Source organism: Cupriavidus sp. YR651, assembly GCF_900101625.1.
Taxonomy (GTDB): Bacteria; Pseudomonadota; Gammaproteobacteria; order Burkholderiales; family Burkholderiaceae; genus Cupriavidus.
The window spans coordinates 1-23,733 of the sequence record NZ_FMYZ01000018.1 but is presented as its reverse complement, the minus strand read 5'-3'; the positions used below and the strand labels follow the sequence as shown (position 1 = coordinate 23,733).

Below are 23,733 nucleotides of genomic sequence, written 5' to 3'. Positions count from 1 at the left end.
GGAATAATGCAGGAGGGCGACAAGGCATTCCAAGTAGAGTCCGAACCACAGATCAATAGATCAGATAGGCGGACCTTCGATGCTCAAAGGCCGCCACCTGTTCGTCCACCACGGCGAAGACTTCAGACAGCGGACGTTTGTTCTTGAGCATTTGCCAGATGATATCGGAGCCGATTGACACACGAAGCGTCCCCAGACGGAACCGGGCAGGGTCGATGCCCTGTAGCACCATGGCTAGTGCGAGACCGAGTTGCCCTGGCTTTCGGACGACATTGTCGCCAGCGCTTGTCAGTCGAATCCCCGAGCACAGCAACCCTGCGTAAGGCCCTTCGGTGGGCACAAATCGGACGGGTGTGTAGGTCACGACGGGATATTCCCGCGCCAACCGCGTCGCAAGTAGCTCGGGTCGTATCCACGGGGCACCAATGAGCGCAAAAGGGGTAGGCGTTCCACGTCCCACGCTGACGGCTGCGCCCTCCACCAGGCCGAGGTCGGGATACCAGGCTAACGCCTCCGTATCGCGCAGATTAGGCGAAGGTGGTACCCATCCGAGGCCAGTAGCGGACAACGACATGCCCCTTTCGTATTGGCGCATACGCACGACGGTAAGGTCAGCGCCGAGACGGCGTTCGGTGTTGAACATTCGTGCAAGCTCGCCAACGGTCATGCCATGGGTGAGTGCCAACGGGTGATATGCCGTCAGCGCCGCTGGGCCAGAATCGGAGACGGGACCGCCGATGTTGCGACCACCCAATGGATTGGGGCGGTCGAGCACGAAAATTGGGATGTGTGCGAATGCAGCCGACTCCAATGCCTGCCCGAGGATCGCCACGTACGTGAAAAAACGTACGCCGGCATCCTGGATATCGAACACCAGCGCATCGACGTCAGCGAGGTCGCCCTGCGGGATGCCCCATTCACCGGTGTAGAGGCTACGTACCGGCAGGCGGGTGCGGCTGTCTTGCGTATCGCCGAAACGTGTGTCCAAATCGGTGTCCAGGCCGTGTTCCGGCGCAAAAATCCGCACAAGCTTGACGCCAGGTGCACTGGCCATAACATCGATTGTGCGCTGGCCTGCTCTGTCGAAGCCGCTACGGTTTGTAATCAGTGCAACGCGACGGCCGGCGATGGGCGCGAACTGCAACGCTTCAAGCACATCAATGCCGGTTTCAACAGGGCCACGGGATAGAGGTAGTCGAGAGCCCCATTCGATCGCAGCGGCCATGGTTGGCGCCGCTGCTGCGATTTCGCTAGCGGTCATTGGCGCCGACGCACTCGCCAGCGCGCCCAGGATGTTCGCCCGAAGCGTCGACGCGTCTCCCTCCCGTCCGGGGTAGAGCCGGCTCGTCAGGATCACGGCGAAGCGCCGTGTCACGAGGTCGACCCAGAGGCCTGTCCCGGTGTAGCCGAGATGCGCAATGGCGCCAGCGCGTATTGTCCTGTATCGGTTCGCAATGAAAGGCGGTTCGATGCTCCAGCCTATGGAGCGCAAGGGGCCGACGGCATCCAGTGTGGACGGGGTGAACAAGAGGCTCAGGCTCTCATGCGCGAGAATGCGTGCCCCGCCGTCAAACGTCACCCCATCATTCAACAGCATCCGGGCGTAGCGGGCGAGATCGTCTGCATTCGAAAACAACCCGGCATTTCCGGACACGCCGCCAAGTGCTGCGGAAATCGGATCGTGCACACGTCCTCTGACCGGCCACCCGTCGCGCTGGGTCGTCGGTGCAGTGTCGGAAGCGGCCGGGTGGAAGCTGCTGTGATGCATACCCAGCGGCACAAAGATATTCGCGTCGCACCAGGCATCCAGCGCCATACCGGTAATACGCTGGACAATCTCGCCAAGGACGACGAAATTGATATCGCTATAGACAACCCGTTGCCCTGCATCCGGGTGCGGCGCCATCGTAACGATGTCCTGCAGCACTGATGCCCTGTTGCGTAGCGCACGGCTGGATGAGACGCCTGCTGGGAGCCCCGAAGTGTGGGTGAGCAATTGGCGCAGTGTGATACGTTGCTTGCCATGCTGCCCGAACGCTGGCCAGTAGTTACTGGCCGCCTGATCCAGGGAAAGTTTGCCACGCTCTGCCAACTGGAGCACGGCGGTTGTGGTAGCCACTGCTTTTGTCAGCGATGCCAGGTCGAATTCCGTATCAACGGTCATTGGCTCCGCCCGCGGACCGGATACCCGGTCTCCAGCCGCCTGGCGATACAGCACGCCGTCGGCGTCACCGATCAGCACTACAGCGCCTGTTATATGGGAATCCGCGATTTCTGCGTCAATAACGGCGTCGAGTGTGCGCGCCACTTGCTGCGGCAGCGGTGCTGCAATGCCGACTCCAAGGCAGGCGGCGAACAGAAGAGCTGCAGCGGCCAGGCGATTCGTCATGATTTGCGTCGGTCAAACGCGCAGTTATGCCACGGGCGAAGACGTATGCCGGGGAGGGTATGTACGCCGTTTGATCCCTGCATGCGACCCGACGAGAAATTCGGCGAGATGTTCCGTTGGCCGGCCGTATCCCGAACGTCCCCACATGAAATTCCATCGATGATGCATCGGGTCAATGTAGTCGACGCCGCACCAAGCGCTTCGATTGCCATGCAAACGGATCCTCATTGAACACGACGATCCAAGCGCGGGTGCGGAACCGGGTATGGACGAGGCCATCTAGTCATCTTGCCGCTCCGCACGACGCAGAATCTCCCGGATGCATTCTTCGCCGCATCGATCCGTAATCAGGTAGCGCGGTAGCGCCATCACGTACTCCGCCCGTGTAACGGGGCGCGCATCGATCGTGAAGGCCGCGGCGTGTCCGGCTTGAACTGCCCACACCTCTAACTCGGCATCGTGGATGCCGAACGGCCACGCAAGAAGCGTGGCGGGAGAGCCAGTTTCCGATTGGATACGGGCTCTCGCACGCTCTAACTGGTCCCGAACGAACGCCCGGTAATCGGGAGCATCGTGTTGTGCGCGTTCCGTGTGAAAGTTTGGATGCCAGTACGTATGGGACTCGATTGTGAAGAATCCATCCTGCCTCATGATTCTCAATTGGTCCCACGTCAGCGCGTATGATGCATTCGAAATGGCTGAAGGATAAATGAAAAGCGTGATGGGAATCGGCGATTGCCTGGCGCGCAACAAAGGGCGAAGGACCTCGTACACGGATCGGTGTCCATCGTCGATCGAGATAGACACGGAGCGCTCGGGCAACACATTCTGTCCACCGCGATGCCACGCTAGGACATCGGCCAGCGGAACAATTCGAAAGCCCGCTTGTTCGATCGTGCGTAGGTGTGCCTCGAAACTGTCCACACGAACGGTCATAGTATCGTCAGCAGTCGTCGCGAATCGATGGTAGACAAGCACCGGGACGGCCGGGTGGCATGGCTGTTCATCGGCCTGGCTGGCTGTTGCCAATAGCATGATGATCAGCCCAAGTGCAATGGCGACGGAAGCCAGAATGAGCCTTAATCCGGTTGAAGATCGTTGCATGAAAGCCTCTTCGAGGTGCTCTCATTCATTCTGGCTGTTGATTTGTATCAACTCTTTGCGTCAAGTCAATGCGACGCGGGTCTTCGTTTCTTTGATCTAAGGCAGGCGGCAAGGTGGCAGGCCACCTATCGCTAATCGTGTGCACTAGACACGGGACACATCATGGAACGGAACGAGGGCAATGGCGATCGACGCTACGCATGATAGTTGGCCTTTTGATGGTGGTGCAGGCTGCGGGTAGCGTCGTCGAGTAATGGGGTGGAGGCTTGGTGCTGCTGCTGACCGACACGATCGGCTTCTGCCCGCTGTATCGCGTGTTCGGATGGAACACATGTGCCCATCGGCCGACAAGTACCTAAGGACAAAATAGGTCTGGTACCTCGGCTCAAGACGATCCTGTCTCCGGCGCCGAGCGGGCGATCATGGGCAATGCATGTCGTTTGTCTGTTGCGCTGGGCGAAGTTCGCCGCGAAGTGCTTAAGGCACATCTGAAGGCCATGAAAGTGCAAATGAAGACCTGCAGGGTTGTCCTGCACAAGGCGCATCGCAAATGCAGAGCCACTCAGCGACAACGGTGCATCTTCATAGCGCCTCCGGGGCCCTTTCGCGCGCGTCGGTACTGGCGGCATCGCTCAGATCCGCAACTTGTTTGCTCTGCGGGTCAGTCTGACCCGGCTGGGTCGTCTTGCGGGCCTCGCCGGGTTGTTCGGGCGGGCGCTTCTCCTGAGTTCGAAGAAGCTTCGCTCGGCTTAATGGTACTGAGGCATATTTCATAAATGACCTGTCGATATTTAACAAACTCATGGTGTTGGCTCTGATAATGGGCCATGGCCTTATCCCTTCCAACCCGTTTTACTCAGCAATGAAGATTCCGACTCCTACCGAGCTTGGTAAACCGTTTGCGAATTTTTTTGGATCGATCCGATGCAATTAATGAGCGCTTCCACTCCTCTATGAGGTCCTTGCCTGCATGCGTGACGACTCAATGGCGACTACAATTAGCATGCCGCCAAGGATTGAGACATTTTTCAAAATGTGATTGAGCTGATTGAGGAAATCTGCAGGATCGGCGCGCCAGAAACCGTGGAAGGTGATGGTCGTGGGTACTAGGAATAGTGCAAGAATCAGCGCGCCAGTCCTCGCGCCCCAGCCGGATATCAAGGTCAGTCCACCACCAATTTCAACCACGATGGTTAGCACTAGCAGCAAGTCCGGGCTGGGTAGATCGGCACTGGCAATCCATGAGGAATAGGCCGCGAAGCTACCAATCTTCAGAAGACCGGAAAATAGAAAAAGAGAGCCAAGAAGGGCGCGGCCGACGGCGTACGTGCGTGACACGATCGTGGGTGCGAGCGAAATAGTGGTCGTGGCCATGATACTTCTCCGTAATTGAACAGCGCCAGCAGACGTTGCACCTCAGTCAAGTGATTGAACGGATCGGCGTCTTCAATGCTGTTGCGGCCAGGGGCCACTCACCGAAGAATCACGGAAGCCTCTTTCCATCATGCAGTGATTACGCCGCTAGAGAGCGAAAGATCCTTGCTTGATCACAAGAGCAAATCTCCGGCCGAGAGTAGAGGGGCATCTTCATGGTGGCCGGGCTCTCGAACCGTTTCAGGATGCCGACTTTCGGTCCCAACTCCACTCCGGATTGCCGATAGCAGCATGTGGCTCCGCGCCGCCAGCAATGTATCCTCGAACTTGTCCATTGCCTCAGCCAGCCCATTCAACTCGACCTGGCTCGTAGCACCATCCGTCTTAAAAGAGCCAATCTCAGGGTAGAGGCGCTTGCCAAGGTCACGCACGAGAACGGGATCGAGCTGGCCCTGTGATGCTGCGTGACTCAGGTGAAACAGCAGGGCAATCAAGCCGCTCGGCGTGGAACGGGCCGGCGAAGCCATGTTCATTTTTGCACCCACCATTGCAATCTCCACTCGTGGCAAACGACCATAGAATTCGAAAGTTCCCGGTATTTTGGCTAGATGGAATAGGCTGGCCGGCCATTGCTCCACAATGAGACGTGTCAGTTTTGCGTTCGTTTGGATGGCCGAGCTCGCAGCCGCTGCCCTTTTCTGTGGGGCGTTCCTTATGTCGGGCTGGGGTACTGGGGCGTGGGTGCGTCTGCTTGCAGCCGGTCTTGTTCCTCGTGGATCGGGTTAAAAAGGAATGTGAGATCCAGGGGCTTGGCTTCAGCCGTAATCCACTGCTCGTGCTCGGTGTCTTGATAGATGACCGTCATGTAATAGCGGCCATGAGGCAGCTTGAGGTAAACCAGAGGGCCGTCCGAGACCACCCGTAGCAGGCGATCGCCTTTCTCGTTGGCCAGGATCAGCGTGACGGCGGAGACGGGCCTGCCTCCCGAAGGTTCTTGGAAGCTGAGCCGCACATTGAATTGGCCCGCGATAGCCAGCATTTGTCGTACGGCATCGCGCCCGATCCCGCCCGAGGCGTAGCGGACGCCAGCGGATTGGTGGATTTCGGGCGGCTTTGGATGAGTCACAAGAGTTTGCGCATTGGGAAGCGAAGCAGCACCAAGAGCCAACGCAGCGGCAGCTTTACGCATCACCCAGATAACGCGCATGGCAAGTGATCGATGATGCCTAACCGAAACCTGGAGGCCTCTGTCCGTCCCTGGTTGCAGTATCACGGTCATGACAATCCTCCTGCCTTGGCGGACGAGGCATGCAACATATCTCCACCTATGTTGAAGTCTAGGTCGCATGCCCAGCTGTCCATTGATGTAGCGCAAAGCGGGTGTCAATTGGTCCTACCCCCTCAAGAGTCAGCCGTAGTTTCGCAGCGCAAGCCAAGCCGCCACCGCGCATGCTCTGCGATCGTGTCACCCGCACCCTCGTGTTGTGCCACCCAGCTCAACGGCAACCGCACATAGATGGCATTATTGTTCGCCGACGCGATTGGCGCGACAGTTGCCTATTCGTAATACTCTGGCGCCATCTTCAGGGTGTCACGCTGCGCCTTGTCGTGATTGATCCAGAGCTGTGCATGTTTTCCTGCTAGCACACCGGCGATGCGCTCCATCGAGCCCAGCGTCGTATCCTTGCTGTAGTTGATGGAAGGAACCCGTCGATTGTCCCAGTTGCTTTTGAAGTGGACGGCATCGCCCGACAGGACGATAGCCCCGGTCTTCGGTAACTCGACCAGCAGCGACTGATGACCAGGCGTGTGGCCTGGTGTCGAGAGGATCATGATGCTGCCGTCACCGAACACGTCCTTGTCCCCTTCGATCCTGGTGACCGGATGCCCGGGATTGAAGCGCGGCGCGTTGTAGGCGCCGGGCCATTCGTACTCGGCCTTCTGCACCAGCAGCATTGCCTGCGGGAACATCTCGACATTGCCGATGTGGTCCGGGTGGGTGTGGGAGATTGCAATAAATTTGATGTCCGACGGCTTGACACCAATCTGCCCCAACTGGCTCGCCAACGTTTTCGGCCGACGCCAGTGCATGGCTTTCGGATCTGTCGGAACGGCTCCGTCTGGCAGGATGGCGACGGCGTCGTCTACGCCCGTGTCCCACAGAATCCAACCCTGGGTGTGCTTGATCAGGTAGCACTGGTCCACGAACTCCACAGGGATGCCGACATTTACCCCCGGCGACCAACGCGAGGCATCACTGGCGACACCTTCGTCGCAGTCAAGAATATAGAGACGCTCCACATGGGTCGTCCGCTGCGCGGAGATGCCACTGCACCCGGCGATCAAGATGACAAGCGAATCGAGCACAAATCTGGCAAAGCGCGAAAATATCCGCACGACTGACTCCTCGTGGCGGACGGCGGGCGAAAGACCGCCGAGACGACCGTGTGGCTGGCCTTAATGGGAGACAAGAAAACAATTAATAATCCGACAGCACATTGTGACAGCGCGAATCGCTCTTTATCGTTCAATTTAATTGGTATCAAGCCGTGACGCACGAATCTGCCTGCCGGAGGCAGGGAGGCTAGTGGAAAAGAGCCAAGCTCGCCCAAAACAGTCAAATGGCGATTCGCTTCAAGCTAATGGAAAATGACCGCGCAGACCGGAAACCGCCGTCTTGAAGGTGAGCGCAGCTGCTGCTAGATCGCCGGGGCATTCCCTGGATTTTGGGACAGAATATCGGTTTCGTAAACTCGCGTCAGACAATACAGAACATCGTACGCGCATTCGAAATACTCACCACACGAGACGCTGCCGCAGTTGAAAGACAATATCGGCAGCATCCAGGCCATCCCTAGATATCCTCATCTATCCTTAGGACTTTGTGGAGGTCTAGGTATGCCATAATCTAGAAATGACGCCAACTCGAGATCGCGGTTCTTAATATCATACATTCCTCGGTCGACATCCTCAAAATATTGCCTGCACTTTGATAAAGCCATAGAAGCACCGTATTTACTAACTGCCTCTCGAATTGGTTGGACTGTAATATAGTAAGCGGATTTTACTGCGCGTAAATAGTCATCATGTAAGAATAATTCTAAAGCTTCACGCTCCTCCGGATCAGTAGCATTTTTTGCCGAGCTCTCTAGACGCCTCCAATAGTGGTTCGAAGTTTTAATATATTCGGCGTGGCGATTATTCCACATTAATACAGAATTTCTGGCAAATATTTCGAGAGTGCGATCGAATGATGAGCAGAATTGAGCAACATCGGACAACACCTTCGCAGTTAGCTTAGGACCAGTTGCGGCGGAGCCCTCCAATTCTGCTAATGTTTCATAATGAGGATATGCTTGGCCCGTACAAATCGAGGATGCCAAGATCATCGCTACGAAAACTGCAGTCCGGAAATTATTGGCACCCATATGTACACTTTTTGAAGTATTCGTTCATGGAGATGGCGTGTCATTCCACGCCGGATTCGAGCTCGGACGTTATTGCGCGCCGAGAATGCGAATTATAAACTTTCTCATCATAGAATTTCTTGCCTTAGGCCGAATCACCAGGGAAACATCAGGTGCGATATTCACATGGAATCCAACCCGAACTCATATCTTCTCGCCACGCGAGCATCTGGCCACTTCGGTTAACACGTCTTTACGATAATCATCGTAGAGCAATTTTCTCGCGCTCGCGGATGAAAATCTAGTTCTGTGGTGTGTCACGAACACAAGCGAAAGCTTGTGATGCTGTATCAAAGATGGGAGAAGGCCTCGAACGGCCATGCATGGGATCTTCCAATATGTGGATCGGAAGCTCGAGCGATGGGCCCGACGGAAGTACAAGACACTGTCGCGGCACAAAAGGTGTAGTGTTGAACGGCTACGCAAAATGGCGGCTGTCTACCCCCGATTGTTCGTACACTGGCGTGTCGTTGGGACGAAGGTTGGATAATGGGAGCCGTATGAGGCGAGAGTCTCACGTACGGTTCTGCGAGAGGCTAGAGGCGAAATCCCTCTGGCCTACTCACCACCGCACATCGCTTGAGTGCGCGGCACGCGAACTTCGGAAGAACATCGAATGAGCGGATTCCCGTTCCGTAAGGGGTCTATGGGATAACTGGAGTGTTTTACCGAGACGACTTTCGAGTGGCGAATCGCTTCAATGAGGCGTAACGAAAATCATTGTCGAAAGCGTTATCGGTTTGCCTTCATGCGTAAGGGCTCAAAATGTTTGAGGGATGACCCGACGGATCTTGACCGGCATGGAACACCTGAGGCGCCGAAGGACTTCTCCGGCCGAACCATTCCATCAATCTGCTGCATCGACCAGTTGAATCTGCAACCTGATTCGATAAGTTGCTAGTCACGCCGAGATGCGTACCGCGCTCGTATTCGACCACACTAAACCCGGCTCTACGTTCGACTCGTTGCCCCCCTTGATGCGGTTGAGCATCAGGAAGCCATGCAACCCGAATGTCGACGACGGAATCGACTGGAGCACCACCTTGTTCGTGTGCTTGGGATCGGCCAGATCCTGCCACGACGTGGGCGGCGCCAAGCCCTCGGCCGGTGGCAGGGAGCCACCACAACGAGGGGCAACCGTCCAGGAAGTGGACATCCAACGCATGTGTCCGCCACGCTCCGGTCAGGTCCCGCTCGCGCCATATGCACGCATCTTCTCCATCCAATGGGCACGTCTGCTCTCGTTTGCAAAGGTTAGCCCATAGAGGTTTTCGCGGATCGGCTTGATCCCGGCGAAACTCAGCATACTGCGCTCGAAGCCGCGGACTCCGTATGCGCCAAAGTACCAGCGATATAGCAGCGCGGGCATTCCCATGGTCACCACGATGCGTGCCGAGCGGCCGACGAGCAGTCGTTTTGGAAATCCCTTCTTCTTGTAATCCATGGCAAAGCCGGGCCGAAAGATGTGTTCGAGAAACCCTTTTAACAGTGCCGGCATGGTTCCGTGCCATAGCGGAAAAAGGAAGACCCAATGGTCCGCCCAGCGCATGTCCTCCCTTGGCTGCTCCAAAGCAGGAGGCAAGGCGCCAGTCTCGAACTCAGCCTGCTTGCGAAGCAGCGGGAAGTCGAGCTTCGCCACCTCGATGCGCCGTACGTCGTGTCCCGCCGTGGTCGCACCTAGAGCGTAGGCGTTGGCCAACGCATGCAGCAAGTGATGGCCCGACGGGTCTGGATGCCCCTGGATGATCACGATGCGCTTGGACATGCTGCGGGCGATGCTGTTGGGGAGACCAGCGGTACAACGCGCTATTGCACGCCGTGCCAGAGGCCAAATCTATCGGGTACACGGTTCGCCCGAAAGTGGGCACTTGGATAGTGAATAGTAATGAAGGGCCGTGACTGCTTTGCGCTGGATCAAGGGCAAGCGAGTCCTGAATGTCCCCGCCCCGACAGCGTCAGCGTTCCAATGGTTGAGGATCATCAACCATTTCAGGATGGGAACCGCCCTTGGCGCTGTCGTGGGTCGAAGGGTGATTTTACGGTCACGTCGATCATCAGCGATCTGACCGGCTGACTCAAACTGCCAACGGTTTGCATTCAGCGTCAACTCCCTTCGTGGGATCGCCGGAGGCTGGCGCAGAACCGTGGCTCGTCCCTCAGACGCCCCCTCAGGTGGCGATTGGATGGCTATCAAGCGTAGGGTTTCTTGACCGTCCGACTGGGTAAAGCTCGGCTGATCTACAACCACGCAGCTTATATCTTTGATCCAGCCCAAGTCCGTGGATGATTCATCACCTACCTTACGAGCATGGCCGTGAGGTAGGCCCGCGGAAACCTGCGATCCGTCGCGTTTCGCAATGCTGTGCGGCGCAACATGCGATCGTTGCTGTCCTCGGGATCCAAGGAGTATGTGATGAAATCCATTGTACTTGCGGCCGATGGGTCAGCGTACGGCGATGCGGCGGCCCAATGTGTGGCGGCCGGAAAATCGCTGGAGGGGCCATTGCTCGTACACCTCGCTCACTGCATGCCAGACGTGTCGGGAGAGGTGAAGTCCTACATCGGCACCGCTGACCTTGCAGCATGCCACTCGGACGAGAGTGGCCGGACGATGCGCTCCGCCACTGAGATCCTGAGCGCAGCGGCTGTTCCAATGCTCCATGTCCAGTCATTCTGGTGAAGACCGGTGCTGCCAGTAGCTAATGCCTGGGAATCCCATACGGTTTGACCTCCAGTAATGAGGCCCGCTCTGTTATGCGCAATGATCGCAGTCCGCTCTTTCGCGTGCGCGACGTCAACAAGACGTACCAAACGGGCGAGGTAGTCGTCCACGCGCTGAACGGTGTGGACCTCGACCTTTATGACCGGGAGTTTGTCGTCCTGTTGGGCGCATCCGGAAGCGGAAAATCGACGTTGCTGCATATTCTTGGCGGGCTGGACCGCCCGACGTCCGGAACCGTCGAATACCGGGACCATGACCTGGCACACGCCGATGACGCAGGCCTTACCCTTTATCGCCGCGAACACGTCGGCTTTGTATTTCAGTTCTACAATTTGATTCCGAGCTTGACGGCCATGGAAAACGTCGCACTGGTGGCCGATATCGCCGAGCATCCCATGAATCCGCTCGATGCCCTTGAGTTGGTAGGGCTATCGGCGCGCAAGGACCACTTTCCAGCGCAACTCTCCGGCGGAGAACAGCAGCGCATCGCCATTGCCCGTGCCGTCGTCAAACAGCCAGACATTCTTCTATGCGACGAGCCGACTGGAGCGCTGGACTACAGCACTGGGAGGCTTGTACTTGAGGTTCTTCAGCGCGTAAATACGGAGCAGGGGGCAATCACTGCCGTGATCACCCATAACACAGCCATAGCTGCAATGGCTGACCGCGTGCTGCATATCAGCAGTGGTCGTATCACGGAGATTGAGCAGCATGCGACCCGGGCAATTCCATCGGAGCTGCGATGGTAGCAGCGCGCTTCACCATGCTATTGCGTGAGTTGTGGCGGCTTCGCGCCCAGGTTGCTGCCGCGGCGCTGGTCGTCGCATGCGGCATAGCCGTGCTGGTCGCGATGAATGGGGCATGGCGCTCTCTTGCATCCGCCAAGGACCGCTACTACGAGATGCAGCGCTTTGCCGACGTGTTTGCCAATGTGAAACGTGCGCCGGTTTCCCTCGAAAGACCCATTCGGGCCATCCCGGGCGTGCGGGAAATCGTCATGCGCATCGTCCATGACGTCAATGCGGATGTACCGGGCACGCGCGAGCCGGCCACGCTGCGCCTAATTTCCCTGCCAGCCGCTGGCAAGGCCGGCATTAATGCGCTATGGGTTTCACGAGGCCGACTTCCCGACCCCTCTCGCGACGACGAAGTCGTCCTTAGTGTTGCCTTCGCAAATGCTAATGCACTGGATGTCGGGGGGCACGTAACAGCCATACTCAATGGTCATGCCCGCCGGTTGACGATCACTGGCCTCGGAGTGTCACCAGAGTACGTCTATGAGGTAGGGCAGGGCATGGTGTTTCCGGACAGCCGCCGATTCGGCGTCATGTGGATGGGGCACGCCGCCATGGAATCCGCCTTCGATATGGAGGGGGGCTTCAATGATCTGGCCATCCTGCTTGATGCCGAGGCCCGCCCCAAGGAGGTAGTCACAAGGCTGGACCGGATGCTTCTCCGTTACGGCTGCCTCGGGGCGTATGAACGGACGCTGCAACAGTCGAATCGATTCCTTAGCGATGAACTCGACGAGATCCGCGTGATCGCCAACTATGTCCCAGCCCTATTCCTGGCGGTGGCGGCGTTCCTGTTGTATACGTTGCTGAGTCGCCTTGTCACCTTGCATCGGGCTGAGATCGGTTTGCTGAAGGCGTTTGGCTATAGCACCGGGACCGTGGCTATTCAATATGTGTTTCTTGGCCTGGCGACGGTATTGCTTGGGGTGCTGCTCGGCGTTTCCGGTGGCTTGTATCTGGAGAAATTACTGGTCGGCCTATACCGCCAGTATTTCCATTTCCCCATGCTAAACGCAGAAGTCTCCCCCGGGATCGTGGTCGGCGCCGCCATTGCGAGTGTGTGTGCGGCCTCCGTGGGCAGTGCATCAGCCGCCCTGCGCGTAGGCTGCTTGTCACCGGTTGAAGCGATGCGTCCCGAGTTACCCCTCGGCTTCCGGGCGAGCATTCTCGACCGTGCAGGCCTCCTGGCGGCGCTGCCGATTCCCCTACGCCTGATTTTGCGGAATCTGGTTCGCAGGCCGGGCAAGGCTTTGATGTCCATCGCCGCCATCGCGCTGGCCGTGGGTTTAGCCATCGTCGGACGGTTCGGGCTCGATGGTGTCAATACGATTCTCAATCTCCAGTTCGGCCACGTTCAGCATGAAGATGTGACGTTGATCTTCAACGAGCCGCGCCCCCTGCGGGTCGTCCATGACCTGGCCCAAATGCCGGGCGTCCTGCGAGTCGAGCCATTTCGAAACGTGCCGGTATGGTTGCGCAGGACTAATCGCTCCAAACGCACTGAAATCACAGGTCTAGAAGCGACGGGCGAGCTGCGTGAGATTGCGGGCTACACCTCCGGACGTCATCCGGTTGCGCCGGACGGGCTTGTGCTCTCGGCAAGACTGGCGGCAGAGCTGGGCTTATCTGTGGGCGAGCTTGTTGAGGTTGAAGTGCTTGAGGGCCGCCGTATTAGTCTGGTCATGCGGGTCGCGGATGTCGTCGACGACCTTCTAGGTACCGCTGCCTACGTGGACTACAACGTGTTGCCCCGCTTGCTGGGCGAGGCGCCCACAATCAGTGGGGCGTACCTCCGCGCCGACGCCAACAAGGCACAATCCCTTTACCAAAGGTTCAAGGTCCTGCCCGTAGTGAGTTCCGTGATCATACGCTCCTCAGTGATCTCCAGCATCCGACAAACGCTCGATCGGACGTTCGTCGTTTCCAGTCTGGTGCTGGCGGCCTTCGCCACGGTCATCGTGGTTGGAGTCGTTTACAACAACTTTCGCATTGCGCTGTCCGAGCGCGGGAATGAACTGGCCAGTCTGCGGGTACTCGGTTTTTCCCGGCAGGAGGTTGCGGGGATTCTGCTCGGCGAGCAATTCCTTCTGACGGCCTTGTCCTTGCCGGTCGGCATCGCCGTGGGCTATGGCTTGTGCGCCTTGCTCGTCCCCATGTTCGACCGCGAAGCCTTTCGCATCCCGCTCAGCCTGAGCAGGCAGACCTTGGTGCAGGCATTGCTGCCAGCTATCGGCGCCGCGGCCATGGCCGGACTGCTTGTCCAGCAGCGGCTGCGACGGCTGGACCTGATCGCAGTGCTGAAAACCAGAGAGTAGGGCGATGCGGTGGTCAAGAGGCAAGTCGTTCGTGATTGTGACCGCTGTCGTGGTTACGGCAGGCCTTGGCTATCTTCTGATGCCGGAGCCAGTGGATGTCGAGATCGTACTGCCGTCCGTCGGCGCGATGGCAGTCATCACAACCGAGGAGGGCGAGACCCGCAGCAAGGAGCGCTACGTTGTTGCCGCGCCTGTCGCCGGAAGACTGATGCGGCTCAGCATGCGGGAGGGCGACTGGGTGCATGAAGGCGAAGTGGTGGCGGAACTTGCGCCACTGCCACTGACGGCCCAGGAGCGCGAGGAAGCCGAGGCAAGGGTGGCTGCGGCGCGTGCGGCATACCGTGAGGCGCAGGAACGCGTCCGGCATGCCGCCGAAGACCACGCCCAGGCGCAGCGCGAACTTCAGCGTGTCGAAAGGCTAGTGCGGGAGCGCTTCCTGTCTCCTCAAGCAGGGGAGCAGGCCGCCAACGCCACCACTACTGCCGGCAATGATCTCGCCGCGGCGCGCGCCCGCGCCAGCACCACCTTGCAGGAGGTCCGCGTGGCGGAGGCCGGCCTGCTGGCCATCAAGGAGCACAAACGTGGGCGCTGGCCGGTCGTGCCGGTTCATGCACCGTTTGCCGGAGCCGTATTATCCATTCCGGAGCGCAGCGAGCGGGTTGTCGCTGCGGGCGAGCCCCTGCTGACGATCGGCAATCCACATGACCTGGAGATCGTGGTCGAGCTACTGTCAACGGAAGCCGTCAAGGTGCGGCCGCAGATGCCCGTGAGGCTGGAAGGCTGGGGCGGCGAGCAAGTGGTACAAGGCGAGGTTCGGCTCGTGGAGCCCCATGCGTTCACCAAAGTATCCGCCCTGGGCATAGAAGAAAAGCGAACCCGGGTGATTATAGACGTTATTGATCCCCCCTCCGGGTTGGGTGACGGATTTCGCGTCATCGCAAGCGTTGTCCTGTGGCAGACCGATCATGCAAGAAAATTGCCCGCCAGTTCGCTATTCCGCTGCGGGAATGACCAATGGTGTGTGTTTCGGCTTGAGGGCGGCCGGGTACGCAGGACGGAGGTCGGAATTAGTCACCGGAATTCGGATGAGGTCGAACTGCTTTCTTCCTTGGCCGACAGCGTACAGGTGGTTCGATACCCGCAAAGCAGCCTTCGCGATGGCCAGCGTGTCAAGGTGCGCGCCGGCACCTAGTCCACCGCATCGGTTGAAGTGCCCCACAGCGGCTGCGATTTCTCTGGCACCGCGGACTAGCGATGACCGGCTGTTTCCCATGGTGCCGCTGTAGGCCTGGGTTGGTTGAGGTGCCGTGTTGGCACTAACATTGGTTTCGCTGGGACCCTTCTTGCTATGGTGGCCGGCATAAAGGACAACGAAGTCCGAAACCAAATCCGAAAGGGAATGGAACGCCGTGCTAAAGCTCGAGCATCCGGAATCGATCCAACCGGTACGGATGATCGGGCTCTGGGTTACCCTGGGGGCGCCGGCGATCAAGGAATTGTTGTTCCGCTACATGCTCGCGATCGCCGAACGGGTTAGGTCGAGCATGCTGGTTGCAAATGCCTGGCACGTGCGGTCGGATGCGGCGTCTTCGCTGGTGGTGGCACTAGGGATCCTGGGCAATGCGAGGGGTTACCACCTGCTGGATCCGATCGCAGCACTGGTTGTCGGCCTGATGGTGACAAGGATGGGTTGGCAGTTTTCCCGCGACGCCCTGCGTGACTTGATGGATCGCGCGATCGACGCGGAGACGGTAATAGCGATTCGCAAGACCATGCTGGAGCACGCCAGGCGTGCTTGGTGCGCACGATGTGCGTACCTGAAAGATGGGCGACATGGTCCTGGTGGACGTCCATCTTGACATCAATGCAGCAGCGAGAGTCAAGGAGGGGCATGAGATCGCGCTTGAGGCGAGGCGGCGTGTGATGAGCCGCAAAGACGTTCTCAACGTCATGACACACGTCGATCCGGTCGATGCATGATGTGACCGACATATGAATTGTTCGCCATCTGCGCTTGCGGATGTCATCCGTTGCGTAGCTTCCAGCGTGCGGGATCGATCCAGGTACCGGTCAGTCGATTCCGGGTTGTCCCGCGCCACGTCCGTCCCAACTGATTACGCTGGACCGGCTTTCTCGCGCTTCGGCTTCGCGGACGCCAGCGGCAAACCATCGATGGTCACCTGCAGTCCGTCCTGCCAGTCCGGCGCCGGCGAGCGCAGCGTAAGGACCGAACCTGCCCCGCGGACAATTGCTTCGACGATCGCCAGGCCAAGCCCGCTGCCTTTGGCTGCGGTTGCACCACGCTCGAACGGCTTCGTCAGGCGCTCGAGTTCATCGTCCGGCAGCACCGGTCCGTGATTGCTCACACTGAGCGTGCCGGTACTTGACAGCGCAATCCTCACCGGTTGCTCGTGCGCACCGTGCTTGAGCGCATTTTCAACCAGATTGCGCACGACTATGGCGAATGCATCCGGATCGATCCACGACGGCACGGGTCGGTCGGGCAGGTCAAGCCGGATCGGCTTTGCAGATGCAACGCGCCGAAAATCCTCGACGACAAGCTCCAGTACCGGGCGCAGGTCCTGCGGCGTGTCTCCGAGCACGCGTCCATTTTCGGCCTTCGCGAGTTGCATGAGCCTTTCGCTGACCCGCGACAGGGTGTGCAGGGCACTTTCGACATTCTGCACGCGTTCCCGCATGGCGGCGGAAGGCATTTCGGCCATGAGGCACTGTGTCTGCGCGAGTGCTGCGGCAATCGGTGTGCGCAACTCGTGCGCGCTATTGGCAGTGAAACCGCGCTCCGCAGCCAGGGCACGGTCAAGGCGAGCCATCAGGTCATTGACCGCGTCGGCGATCGGAGTGACCTCCATCGGCAGCTCCTTTTTTTCGAGCGGTGTCAGGTCGTTCTGGCCGCGTGCAGCGATGCTGCCGCAGAAGCGTCGAATTGGCCGTAGCCCGGTGCGGACAATTATCCAGACGCCAAACAGGCCCACCGGCAGAAACAGGATGAGGGCCCTGGCGACCGCGAGCGCGGCTTCCATCACTGCATGCCGGCGCGTGGCGAGCGGCTCGGCGATCATCAGGGAGATCGTTCCCTGCAAGCTAGGCTCGGCGTAAATCCGGTGTGACGCCGTAGAAGTGAAGCCCGCTTTCAGATCCGGCGGAAAGACGGCCATATCGGCATCGTGCGATCGCAGCAGCAGCCTGCCCCTATCATCGCGAACCGCGTAGGTCAGCAATTCGTCGTGTGGGCGAACGGCTGCGATACGGCGACTGCTATCGTCATCGCCATCCGAATCGCGCCTGACGATATCCATGATGGCGAGCGGCAACAGGCGCTGCGCCGTTTCCTGCAACGCACTATCCGACATCCGGTCGACTTCGTGGCGCAGCACGTAAAATGAAGCGGCCGCGGCCGCGAGCGACAGCACAGCGAGCCCTGCAACCAGGGCTACCGCGAGTCGGCCTTGCAGGCTGCGCAGCATGGTCAGTCCAGCTTCAACCGATAGCCGAGCCCGCGCAAGGTCTCGATGACATCGACACCAAGCTTCTTGCGCAGCCGGCTCATATGTACCTCGATGGTGTTACTGCCAATTTCCTCGTTGAAGGAATAAAGGCGATCCTCTAGTCGACTCCTTGATACGATCATCCCCGGATGCTGAATCAGCGCTTCGAGAAGCGCCCATTCACTGGCCGTCAGATCGATGCGCGCGGAACCGCGCATCACGCTGCGCGCCGCCGTATCGATACGCAGTTCGCCGAGGTTGACGAGGGGATTCGGATTGCCAGAATACCGGCGTGACACCGCGCTCACCCGTGCGGAAAGCTCTGACAGGTCGAATGGCTTGACGAGATAGTCATCCGCGCCGGCGTTCAGGCCGGCGATACGGTTCGATACCTGATCGAGCGCTGTCAGGATGATGACGGGCACGGTCGAGCCACCCGCGCGAAGCTCTCGCAGGAAGTCGAGCCCCCTACCGTCGGGAAGCAGCAGATCGAGCAGGATCAGGTCATAGTTAGCCGCCGCAAGGTGTCGGCGGGCCTCAGCAAGGGTGGTCACGAAGTCGGTCGGATGACCGTCTTTCTCGATCTGGTCGCGAACGGCCTCCCCGAGCCGAGGCTCATCTTCGATGAGAAGGACTCTCATTAAGATCCTCCTGATGGGTGTCTTGCGTGACTTTGCCATGTGAACCTGTCGCGAACATGAAGAAAATTCCTTGTGCCCGCAAGCTTGGCTTCAGGTTTCAGGTGCATTGTGGAGTCCAAGATGCGAACGGGAGATATTGGTCATGAAACACCTGCGAAGAGCCGGAAGCCTAGCGCTCACGATGTTTGCACTTGCCGGCGCTTTCGGCATCCATCCCGCACAGGCGCACGACAGCGACGATTGCGAGGCGCCAGTCAACGCCTGGAAGCCGCGTGACGCTGTCCGGACGATGGCGCAGCAAAAAGGCTGGCAGATCGACAGGCTCAGGATCGACGACGGTTGCTACGAGGTCAAGGGGCATGATGCCGATGGCCGGCGTTTCAAGGCAAAACTTGATCCCGTCACACTTGACGTCGTCCGCATGAAGCGTGAAGACGCCGACCACGGCGGGGCACGCGGACGGCTGCCGGACGCGAATACTGGCAAGCCACCGGCTGCCCCCCCCGAAGGCTTGCTGACGCCAGACGCGAAGCCCCAGGTCCAGATCCGCTAACCCCTTATTGCCGACGCACCGCGTACCTCATCGGCGTTGACCCTACTGAAGCAGTGGCAGGCCAATGCGATGGGTGCGAAGCCCCCCTTTTGCCCGAATCAGGAGAATCCAGATGAAACACGCATTCCCGATCGCCATGCTTGCTGGCGCGCTTGCCGCGCCTTCACTGGCATCCGCGCGTCAGGTCTCGTTCGAAACGCAGTTGTCGAACTATGGGGGAGATGGCGCTTACGTTGCCATGTATGTCACCGATCGCGCCGGACGGTACCAGGGCACCCTGTGGGTGGCAGGGCGCAAAACCAAGTACTACCGGCATCTGCGCGACTGGTATCGCGCCACGGGCGGCACCGCAAAGGTAGACGGCATTACGGGCGCCAGCGTCGGCGCAGGCAAGACGCTGCGTGCGACGTTGGATCTGTCTGACACGCTGCTCGACGCCGGATATGAGGTCCACATCGACACTGCGGTCGAGGACATGAAGGAGTACCCGTCCGAGGTCGTCATGCCGTTGACCAGCTCGGGCGCGAACAAGACGGTCAAGGGGAGTGGCTATGTGAAGTCGTTCCGCTATTCACTGTAATCATGGGCAGGCGAGGAGGTGCCCGATGTTACGCAAGCTCCATTCAATCCCCGGTCTCATCGCCGCATTGCTGATGACGATCGCCGCCTTGACAGGCGCGGCGTTATCAGTGAATCCGGCACTTGAGCACGCGAGTGCTTTCCGCCCAGGCCTGGCTCCGCTGAGCGTCGCAACGCTCGCCAGCCGCGTGAGCACCTCGGTGCCCGACGTCGAATCACTCGTACGCAGGCCGTCAGGGGCGATCATCGCGTACTACCAGGCAGGCGGTGAACAGCGTTCATCCATCATTGATCCCGCTACCGGCAAGGCTGTCGGCGACTATCGCCCCTCGCCTATCGAGCGTTGGCTGAAGAACCTGCACCGTAAGTTCTTTCTCGGTGATGCTGGGCGGATCGCAATCGGTGCAACTGCTGCCATCATGCTGTTCGCCACGTTGTCCGGACTTGTATTGCTCGCACGCCGGATGGGCGGGTGGAAGCACATGTTGGCCCCGATCCGGGGTGACGGGGTGCAGCGGCTGCATAACGAAACTGCACGCGCTGCGCTTGCCGGCCTCACACTGTCAGCGATGACCGGGGTCGTCATGTCGTTGGCGACTTTCGGCGTGATCCCGGAAGGCGGCGCGCAGGAGCCCGCCCTCAGCGTTCCGGCAATCACCACGCCCCCGATGCCACTGCGGCAGATGCCCGCACTGGCAATAGATGTCTCCAGGCTGCGTCAGCTGACGTTTGCCAAGGCGGCCGACCCTAGCAGCAGCATCGAAGTGAATACGACGGATGGCGCCGGTTATGTCGATCCATCGTCGGGCAGATGGCTTGCCTTTCAGCCGGCCGACGCGTGGCAACGTGTGCACGGGGTTGTCCGCATGCTGCACACGGGCGAAGGACTGTGGTGGCTTGGGCTGATCCTCGGCGCATCGTCGGCGTCGGTGCCGTTGCTGGCCGCATCCGGCCTGCTGCTGTGGCTGCGTCGTCGACGCGCCATGCCGAAGCTCGCCGGCAACGTGCCGGCACGCGACGCGGATACTGTATTGCTGGTGGGCTCCGAGGGCAATAGCACGTGGGGCTTTGCTTCGGCGCTGCATGCAGCGCTGACCCGGGCTGGCCTTCGCGTGCATGTTGCGCCGATGAACGATCTTGCGGCCGGCCGCAGCCTGCGGTATCTGCTGGTCCTGACTGCGACCTCCGGTGACGGCTGTGCACCGGAGAGCGCTATACGATTCCTGCCGAAGCTCGAGCGCCTGACGGTCCCTGGCGGGGTGGTGTTCGGGGTCTTGGGCTTCGGCGACCGCCAGTTTCCTCATTTTTGCGGCTATGCGCGAACGGTTCATGACGCACTGACCGCCAAAGGACTAGAAGCACTGACCGATCTGGGCACGGTTGACCGGCAGTCTGAACCCGAATTCCGGCAGTGGTGCGCGGGGCTCGCCGAACGGCTCGGTGTTTCGCTCGACTTCCGCTACACGCCATTGCTGCGACCCACGATACCGCTCAAGCTCGTTTCACGTGACGACTATGGTGCGGATCCAGAGGACATGACTTCGGTGCTGCGCTTCATGTCTGCCGAGGGCGCGAGATCCTGGACCACCGCGCTGCGGCCGCGGCTGCCTCGGTTCGAGACCGGGGATCTGCTCGGCGTCGTGCCGCCGGGCGCCACCTCGCCCCGGTACTATTCGCTCGCGAGCGCGGCGGCGGACGGCCTGGTCGAGATTTGTGTGCGGCGTCATCCGAACGGCGTTTGCTCCCGCTATCTCACAGGCCTGCAGCCTGGCGAAACGATTGAGGCGTTCATGCGGCCGAACGCGCGCTTTCGACCGGGCACGGGGAGTGCTCCCGTGGTCCTGATCGGGGCGGGCACCGGGATTGGTCCACTGATCGGTTTTATCCGGCACAACGCGGCACGTCGTCCGATGCACCTATATTTCGGTGCGCGCAATGCTGAAGATGGCTTCCTGTACCGCGACGAACTCAGGCACCTGGTAGCCGACCGGCGGCTGCAGGCACTCACGACTGCCTTCTCACGTTCCGGAAGCCGGAGCTATGTGCAGGAGCGCCTTCTCGCCGATACACAGAGCCTGCGCACCCTGGTTACGGACGGCGCGCAAATCATGGTGTGCGGCGGCCGCAGGATGGCGGAGGGTGTCGCGCAGGCGTGGGAACGTATTCTGACGGATACCGGCTTGTCCGTCGCACAACTGAGAGCGCAGGGTCTCTATGTCGAAGATGTCTATTGAGGCGTTGCCAGCCACGCAACTCAAGCTTTGGCGCGTGAGCGGGGCGACCATGGGAACCCGCTACACGGCGGCCTTCCATGCGTCGCCGAAGACGGATGAAAAAGAACTGGCCGCGCGGCTCGCTGCGGCGGTTGGCGCGGTTGACGAGCAGATGTCGAACTGGAAGGAAAGCTCCGACCTGTCGCGGCTGAATCGTGCTGAACTGGACTGCTGGGTGCCGGTGCCCAAGAATCTCGCGGCTACACTCGCACGCGCGCTGGAGATTGGCAGCGATACGCACAACGCCTTCAACATCGGCGTCGGCGACCTTGTGGGTATGTGGGGATTTGGGCCATCGGGCGAGCAGCGTGCACATCGTCCAGGCGCGGTGGACACGTTGCAGGCGAGCCCATGCCCGTCTGTGAGCGAACTGATAGACGTGGACGTGCAACGGTGCCGGGTGCGCAGGCGGGAACCCGTTGCGCTGGATCTGTGCGGCATTGCAAAGGGATTCGGCGTCGACGAACTCGCGCGCGTGTTGAGTGAGCACGGGATCGGCTCATGGCTTGTCGGCATCGACGGCGAAATGCGCGCGTGCGGAAGCAAACCGGATGGGTCGCCGTGGGCGATCGCGCTTGAGACGCCGGACTACGAGCGGCACGCCGCAATGGGCGTGATCGAACTGAGCAACGCCGCTATCGCGACGTCCGGCGACTACCGCCACTGGGCTGACATCGACGGTGCGCGCGTCTCGCACACAATGGATCCCAGAACCGGGGCGCCACTGTGCAGTTCCGTTGCGTCGGTGACGGTAATTGCGCCGACATGCGCGGACGCGGACGCCTATGCGACAGCCTTGCTGGTCCTCGGTGCGCAGGCGGGGCGAGATTATGCTCAGCGGCGGTGCCTCGACGCACTCTTCGTCGTACGCGACGGCGATGCGCTACGCACGATCGGGACCGGCTGTTTTGCCAAACGACCCGCCCGCGTCAATCTATGACGTCAGGCACGATCGCGCTGTCTTCCCGCGTCACTATTCGCAGGGCAATTGCCGTATGGCGGTATCCGAACTGCGGTTGGCGGGCTTCCCGGGCACCAGCGTTACCACAATGTATCTGGCCAATGCCTCCACACTGTCTTCCGACAAGTCATCGGCGGTAATGACGCGTCGATTTGTCCGGTCGTGAAAGTGCTTTCGCTGGGATCGTGAATACGCAGGATCGTAGTGCCTGGTCGTTAGCGTTGCCGCAATACCAAATACGACATTAGAAAAAACGGCCAACACTTAATGTCTAGGCTGGAAGCAAATGTCGTACCGCCAGCTGTTTTCAAATGTTGGCACGGGCGTGCGGTTTGTGTGGGAGCGGAGCTTATTTGACGGGATTGCCGTCGGGCGGTGGCGCTGGCCGGACGCGGTGGAGCCAGCCCAGGGTGACGCGCGAGACCTCGCAGCAGGGCGTCTCCCGTCTTCAATGATAGCTGGTAGCTACCAGCTTAGGATAGAAATCGCTCAGGCCGAGGCCGCTGTGAATCCGCGACCGTCGCAGAACGACCCTTAGCCGTCTGTCGGCTTGCATCGAAGCGGACACTCGCGCCGCATTTTTTGAAGCCTTACAACTACTGACTGGGCGGCGAGACTAATTTTTGCCCATACAAGTCTTGGCCGGTAAGTTTGCTTGCTTCTCTCAGCAGACTTTCAAGCACGCAATACTCGCGACCGTAGTCAATCTTCCGCGACGCCAGATCCATGCAGACCCAACGTAGCTCTGCGGTCAAATAGTGCAACGCGGCGGCTATTTCTTGGTCGTTCGGAGAATTTTCCAGTGCCATGAGGCCGACAGAATATGCTTCCGCATAAGCGGCTGCGTGAACCTTCTCTCGTATGAGATCTGACTTAACACTCAAGATATCTGCCCGACCCCGCTGATAGGAATAGAGCAATTTTCGGCCATCTTGACGGAACTGTCGACCGTCCGCTTCTGGCCGAGGCCGTGTGGAAACGGTCAGTGGGCTGCCCTGGTCGCGTCCATATACGTAGGTCGCGCCTGGCGTTCCTTTCGGTGTCGATTCAGTGCC

20 protein-coding genes and 2 pseudogenes are annotated in these 23,733 nt (G+C 59.5%); 10 read left to right on the top strand and 12 right to left on the bottom strand.

The window, feature by feature from the left end; genetic code table 11:
* Positions 1–52 precede the first annotated feature (52 nt).
* Entirely contained in the window at positions 53–2,389 is a 2,337-nt protein-coding gene (locus BLR29_RS28705) for an exo-beta-N-acetylmuramidase NamZ domain-containing protein (RefSeq protein WP_092142467.1), read from the bottom strand.
* Between the two features lie 279 nt (positions 2,390–2,668).
* Positions 2,669–3,493, bottom strand: a complete 825-nt coding sequence (locus tag BLR29_RS28700) for a polysaccharide deacetylase family protein (RefSeq protein WP_369804731.1) — start codon at positions 3,491–3,493, stop codon at positions 2,669–2,671.
* A gap of 269 nt (positions 3,494–3,762) precedes the next feature.
* Between BLR29_RS28700 and BLR29_RS33040 the strand changes: the two genes are divergently transcribed.
* Positions 3,763–3,852, top strand: a complete 90-nt coding sequence (locus tag BLR29_RS33040) for a YgaP family membrane protein (RefSeq protein WP_255371488.1) — start codon at positions 3,763–3,765, stop codon at positions 3,850–3,852.
* Positions 3,853–4,444: 592 nt separating this feature from the next.
* Here the strand turns inward: BLR29_RS33040 and BLR29_RS28690 are convergent.
* The 7 genes and pseudogenes from BLR29_RS28690 to BLR29_RS28665 all read right to left on the bottom strand — a co-directional run bounded on the left by BLR29_RS28690 (position 4,445) and on the right by BLR29_RS28665 (position 10,099).
* Positions 4,445–4,867, bottom strand: a complete 423-nt coding sequence (locus tag BLR29_RS28690; RefSeq protein ID WP_092142461.1) for a DoxX family protein — start codon at positions 4,865–4,867, stop codon at positions 4,445–4,447.
* Positions 4,868–5,040: 173 nt separating this feature from the next.
* Positions 5,041–5,415, bottom strand: a complete 375-nt coding sequence (locus tag BLR29_RS28685; RefSeq protein ID WP_255371487.1) for a hypothetical protein — start codon at positions 5,413–5,415, stop codon at positions 5,041–5,043.
* 164 nt (positions 5,416–5,579) lie between these two features.
* The gene (locus tag BLR29_RS28680; protein ID WP_255371486.1) at positions 5,580–6,146 is read right to left on the bottom strand and encodes a hypothetical protein; all 567 of its coding nucleotides are present in this window, start codon (positions 6,144–6,146) and stop codon (positions 5,580–5,582) included.
* 278 nt (positions 6,147–6,424) lie between these two features.
* A complete protein-coding gene (locus tag BLR29_RS28675) occupies positions 6,425–7,264 on the bottom strand; it encodes an N-acyl homoserine lactonase family protein (protein ID WP_218132729.1) in 840 nt (279 codons plus the stop codon).
* A gap of 467 nt (positions 7,265–7,731) precedes the next feature.
* Positions 7,732–8,295 carry a hypothetical protein gene (locus BLR29_RS32205; RefSeq protein ID WP_143018555.1) on the bottom strand — a complete coding sequence of 188 codons (564 nt, stop codon included), beginning with the start codon at positions 8,293–8,295 and terminating at the stop codon, positions 7,732–7,734.
* Positions 8,296–9,259: 964 nt separating this feature from the next.
* A pseudogene (locus tag BLR29_RS32200) lies at positions 9,260–9,436 on the bottom strand (ABC transporter substrate-binding protein); the annotation flags it as partial.
* Positions 9,437–9,517: 81 nt separating this feature from the next.
* Entirely contained in the window at positions 9,518–10,099 is a 582-nt protein-coding gene (locus tag BLR29_RS28665) for an NAD(P)H-dependent oxidoreductase (RefSeq protein ID WP_092142455.1), read from the bottom strand.
* Between the two features lie 648 nt (positions 10,100–10,747).
* Between BLR29_RS28665 and BLR29_RS28660 the strand changes: the two genes are divergently transcribed.
* The 5 genes and pseudogenes from BLR29_RS28660 to BLR29_RS33035 form a co-directional block, all read left to right on the top strand.
* Positions 10,748–11,014 (top strand): hypothetical protein, encoded by a 267-nt coding sequence (locus BLR29_RS28660; protein ID WP_092142453.1) that lies wholly within the window; start codon positions 10,748–10,750, stop codon positions 11,012–11,014.
* Positions 11,015–11,088: 74 nt separating this feature from the next.
* Positions 11,089–11,805, top strand: a complete 717-nt coding sequence (locus BLR29_RS28655; protein WP_092142451.1) for an ABC transporter ATP-binding protein — start codon at positions 11,089–11,091, stop codon at positions 11,803–11,805.
* Positions 11,799–14,165: an ABC transporter permease gene (locus BLR29_RS28650; protein WP_092142448.1), complete on the top strand. Its 2,367-nt coding sequence runs from the start codon at positions 11,799–11,801 to the stop codon at positions 14,163–14,165. The genes BLR29_RS28655 and BLR29_RS28650 overlap by 7 nt, the downstream gene beginning before the upstream one ends.
* A gap of 31 nt (positions 14,166–14,196) precedes the next feature.
* Entirely contained in the window at positions 14,197–15,357 is a 1,161-nt protein-coding gene (locus tag BLR29_RS28645; protein ID WP_176861087.1) for an efflux RND transporter periplasmic adaptor subunit, read from the top strand.
* Positions 15,358–15,565: 208 nt separating this feature from the next.
* Positions 15,566–16,145 (top strand): annotated as a pseudogene (locus tag BLR29_RS33035) (cation diffusion facilitator family transporter); the annotation flags it as partial.
* Positions 16,146–16,279: 134 nt separating this feature from the next.
* Here BLR29_RS33035 and BLR29_RS28635 read toward each other — a convergent pair.
* Entirely contained in the window at positions 16,280–17,650 is a 1,371-nt protein-coding gene (locus BLR29_RS28635) for a sensor histidine kinase (RefSeq protein ID WP_092142442.1), read from the bottom strand.
* Positions 17,651–17,652: 2 nt separating this feature from the next.
* Positions 17,653–18,312 (bottom strand): response regulator, encoded by a 660-nt coding sequence (locus BLR29_RS28630; RefSeq protein ID WP_092142582.1) that lies wholly within the window; start codon positions 18,310–18,312, stop codon positions 17,653–17,655.
* Between the two features lie 133 nt (positions 18,313–18,445).
* On the opposite strand from BLR29_RS28630, the gene BLR29_RS28625 reads away from it, so the two are divergent.
* The 4 genes from BLR29_RS28625 (at position 18,446) to BLR29_RS28610 (ending at position 22,657) form a co-directional block, all read left to right on the top strand.
* A complete protein-coding gene (locus BLR29_RS28625) occupies positions 18,446–18,865 on the top strand; it encodes a PepSY domain-containing protein (protein WP_369804733.1) in 420 nt (139 codons plus the stop codon).
* 112 nt (positions 18,866–18,977) lie between these two features.
* Entirely contained in the window at positions 18,978–19,445 is a 468-nt protein-coding gene (locus BLR29_RS28620; RefSeq protein ID WP_092142436.1) for a DUF2271 domain-containing protein, read from the top strand.
* A gap of 25 nt (positions 19,446–19,470) precedes the next feature.
* Positions 19,471–21,678: a PepSY domain-containing protein gene (locus BLR29_RS28615; protein ID WP_092142433.1), complete on the top strand. Its 2,208-nt coding sequence runs from the start codon at positions 19,471–19,473 to the stop codon at positions 21,676–21,678.
* Complete coding sequence (locus tag BLR29_RS28610; RefSeq protein ID WP_092142430.1) at positions 21,659–22,657, top strand: FAD:protein FMN transferase; 999 nt, start codon at positions 21,659–21,661, stop codon at positions 22,655–22,657. Before BLR29_RS28615 ends, BLR29_RS28610 begins: the two co-directional genes overlap by 20 nt.
* 617 nt (positions 22,658–23,274) lie before the next feature.
* Here BLR29_RS28610 and BLR29_RS32725 read toward each other — a convergent pair.
* The coding region (locus BLR29_RS32725) for a hypothetical protein (protein WP_218132728.1) at positions 23,275–23,733 on the bottom strand (459 nt) is incomplete at its 5' end.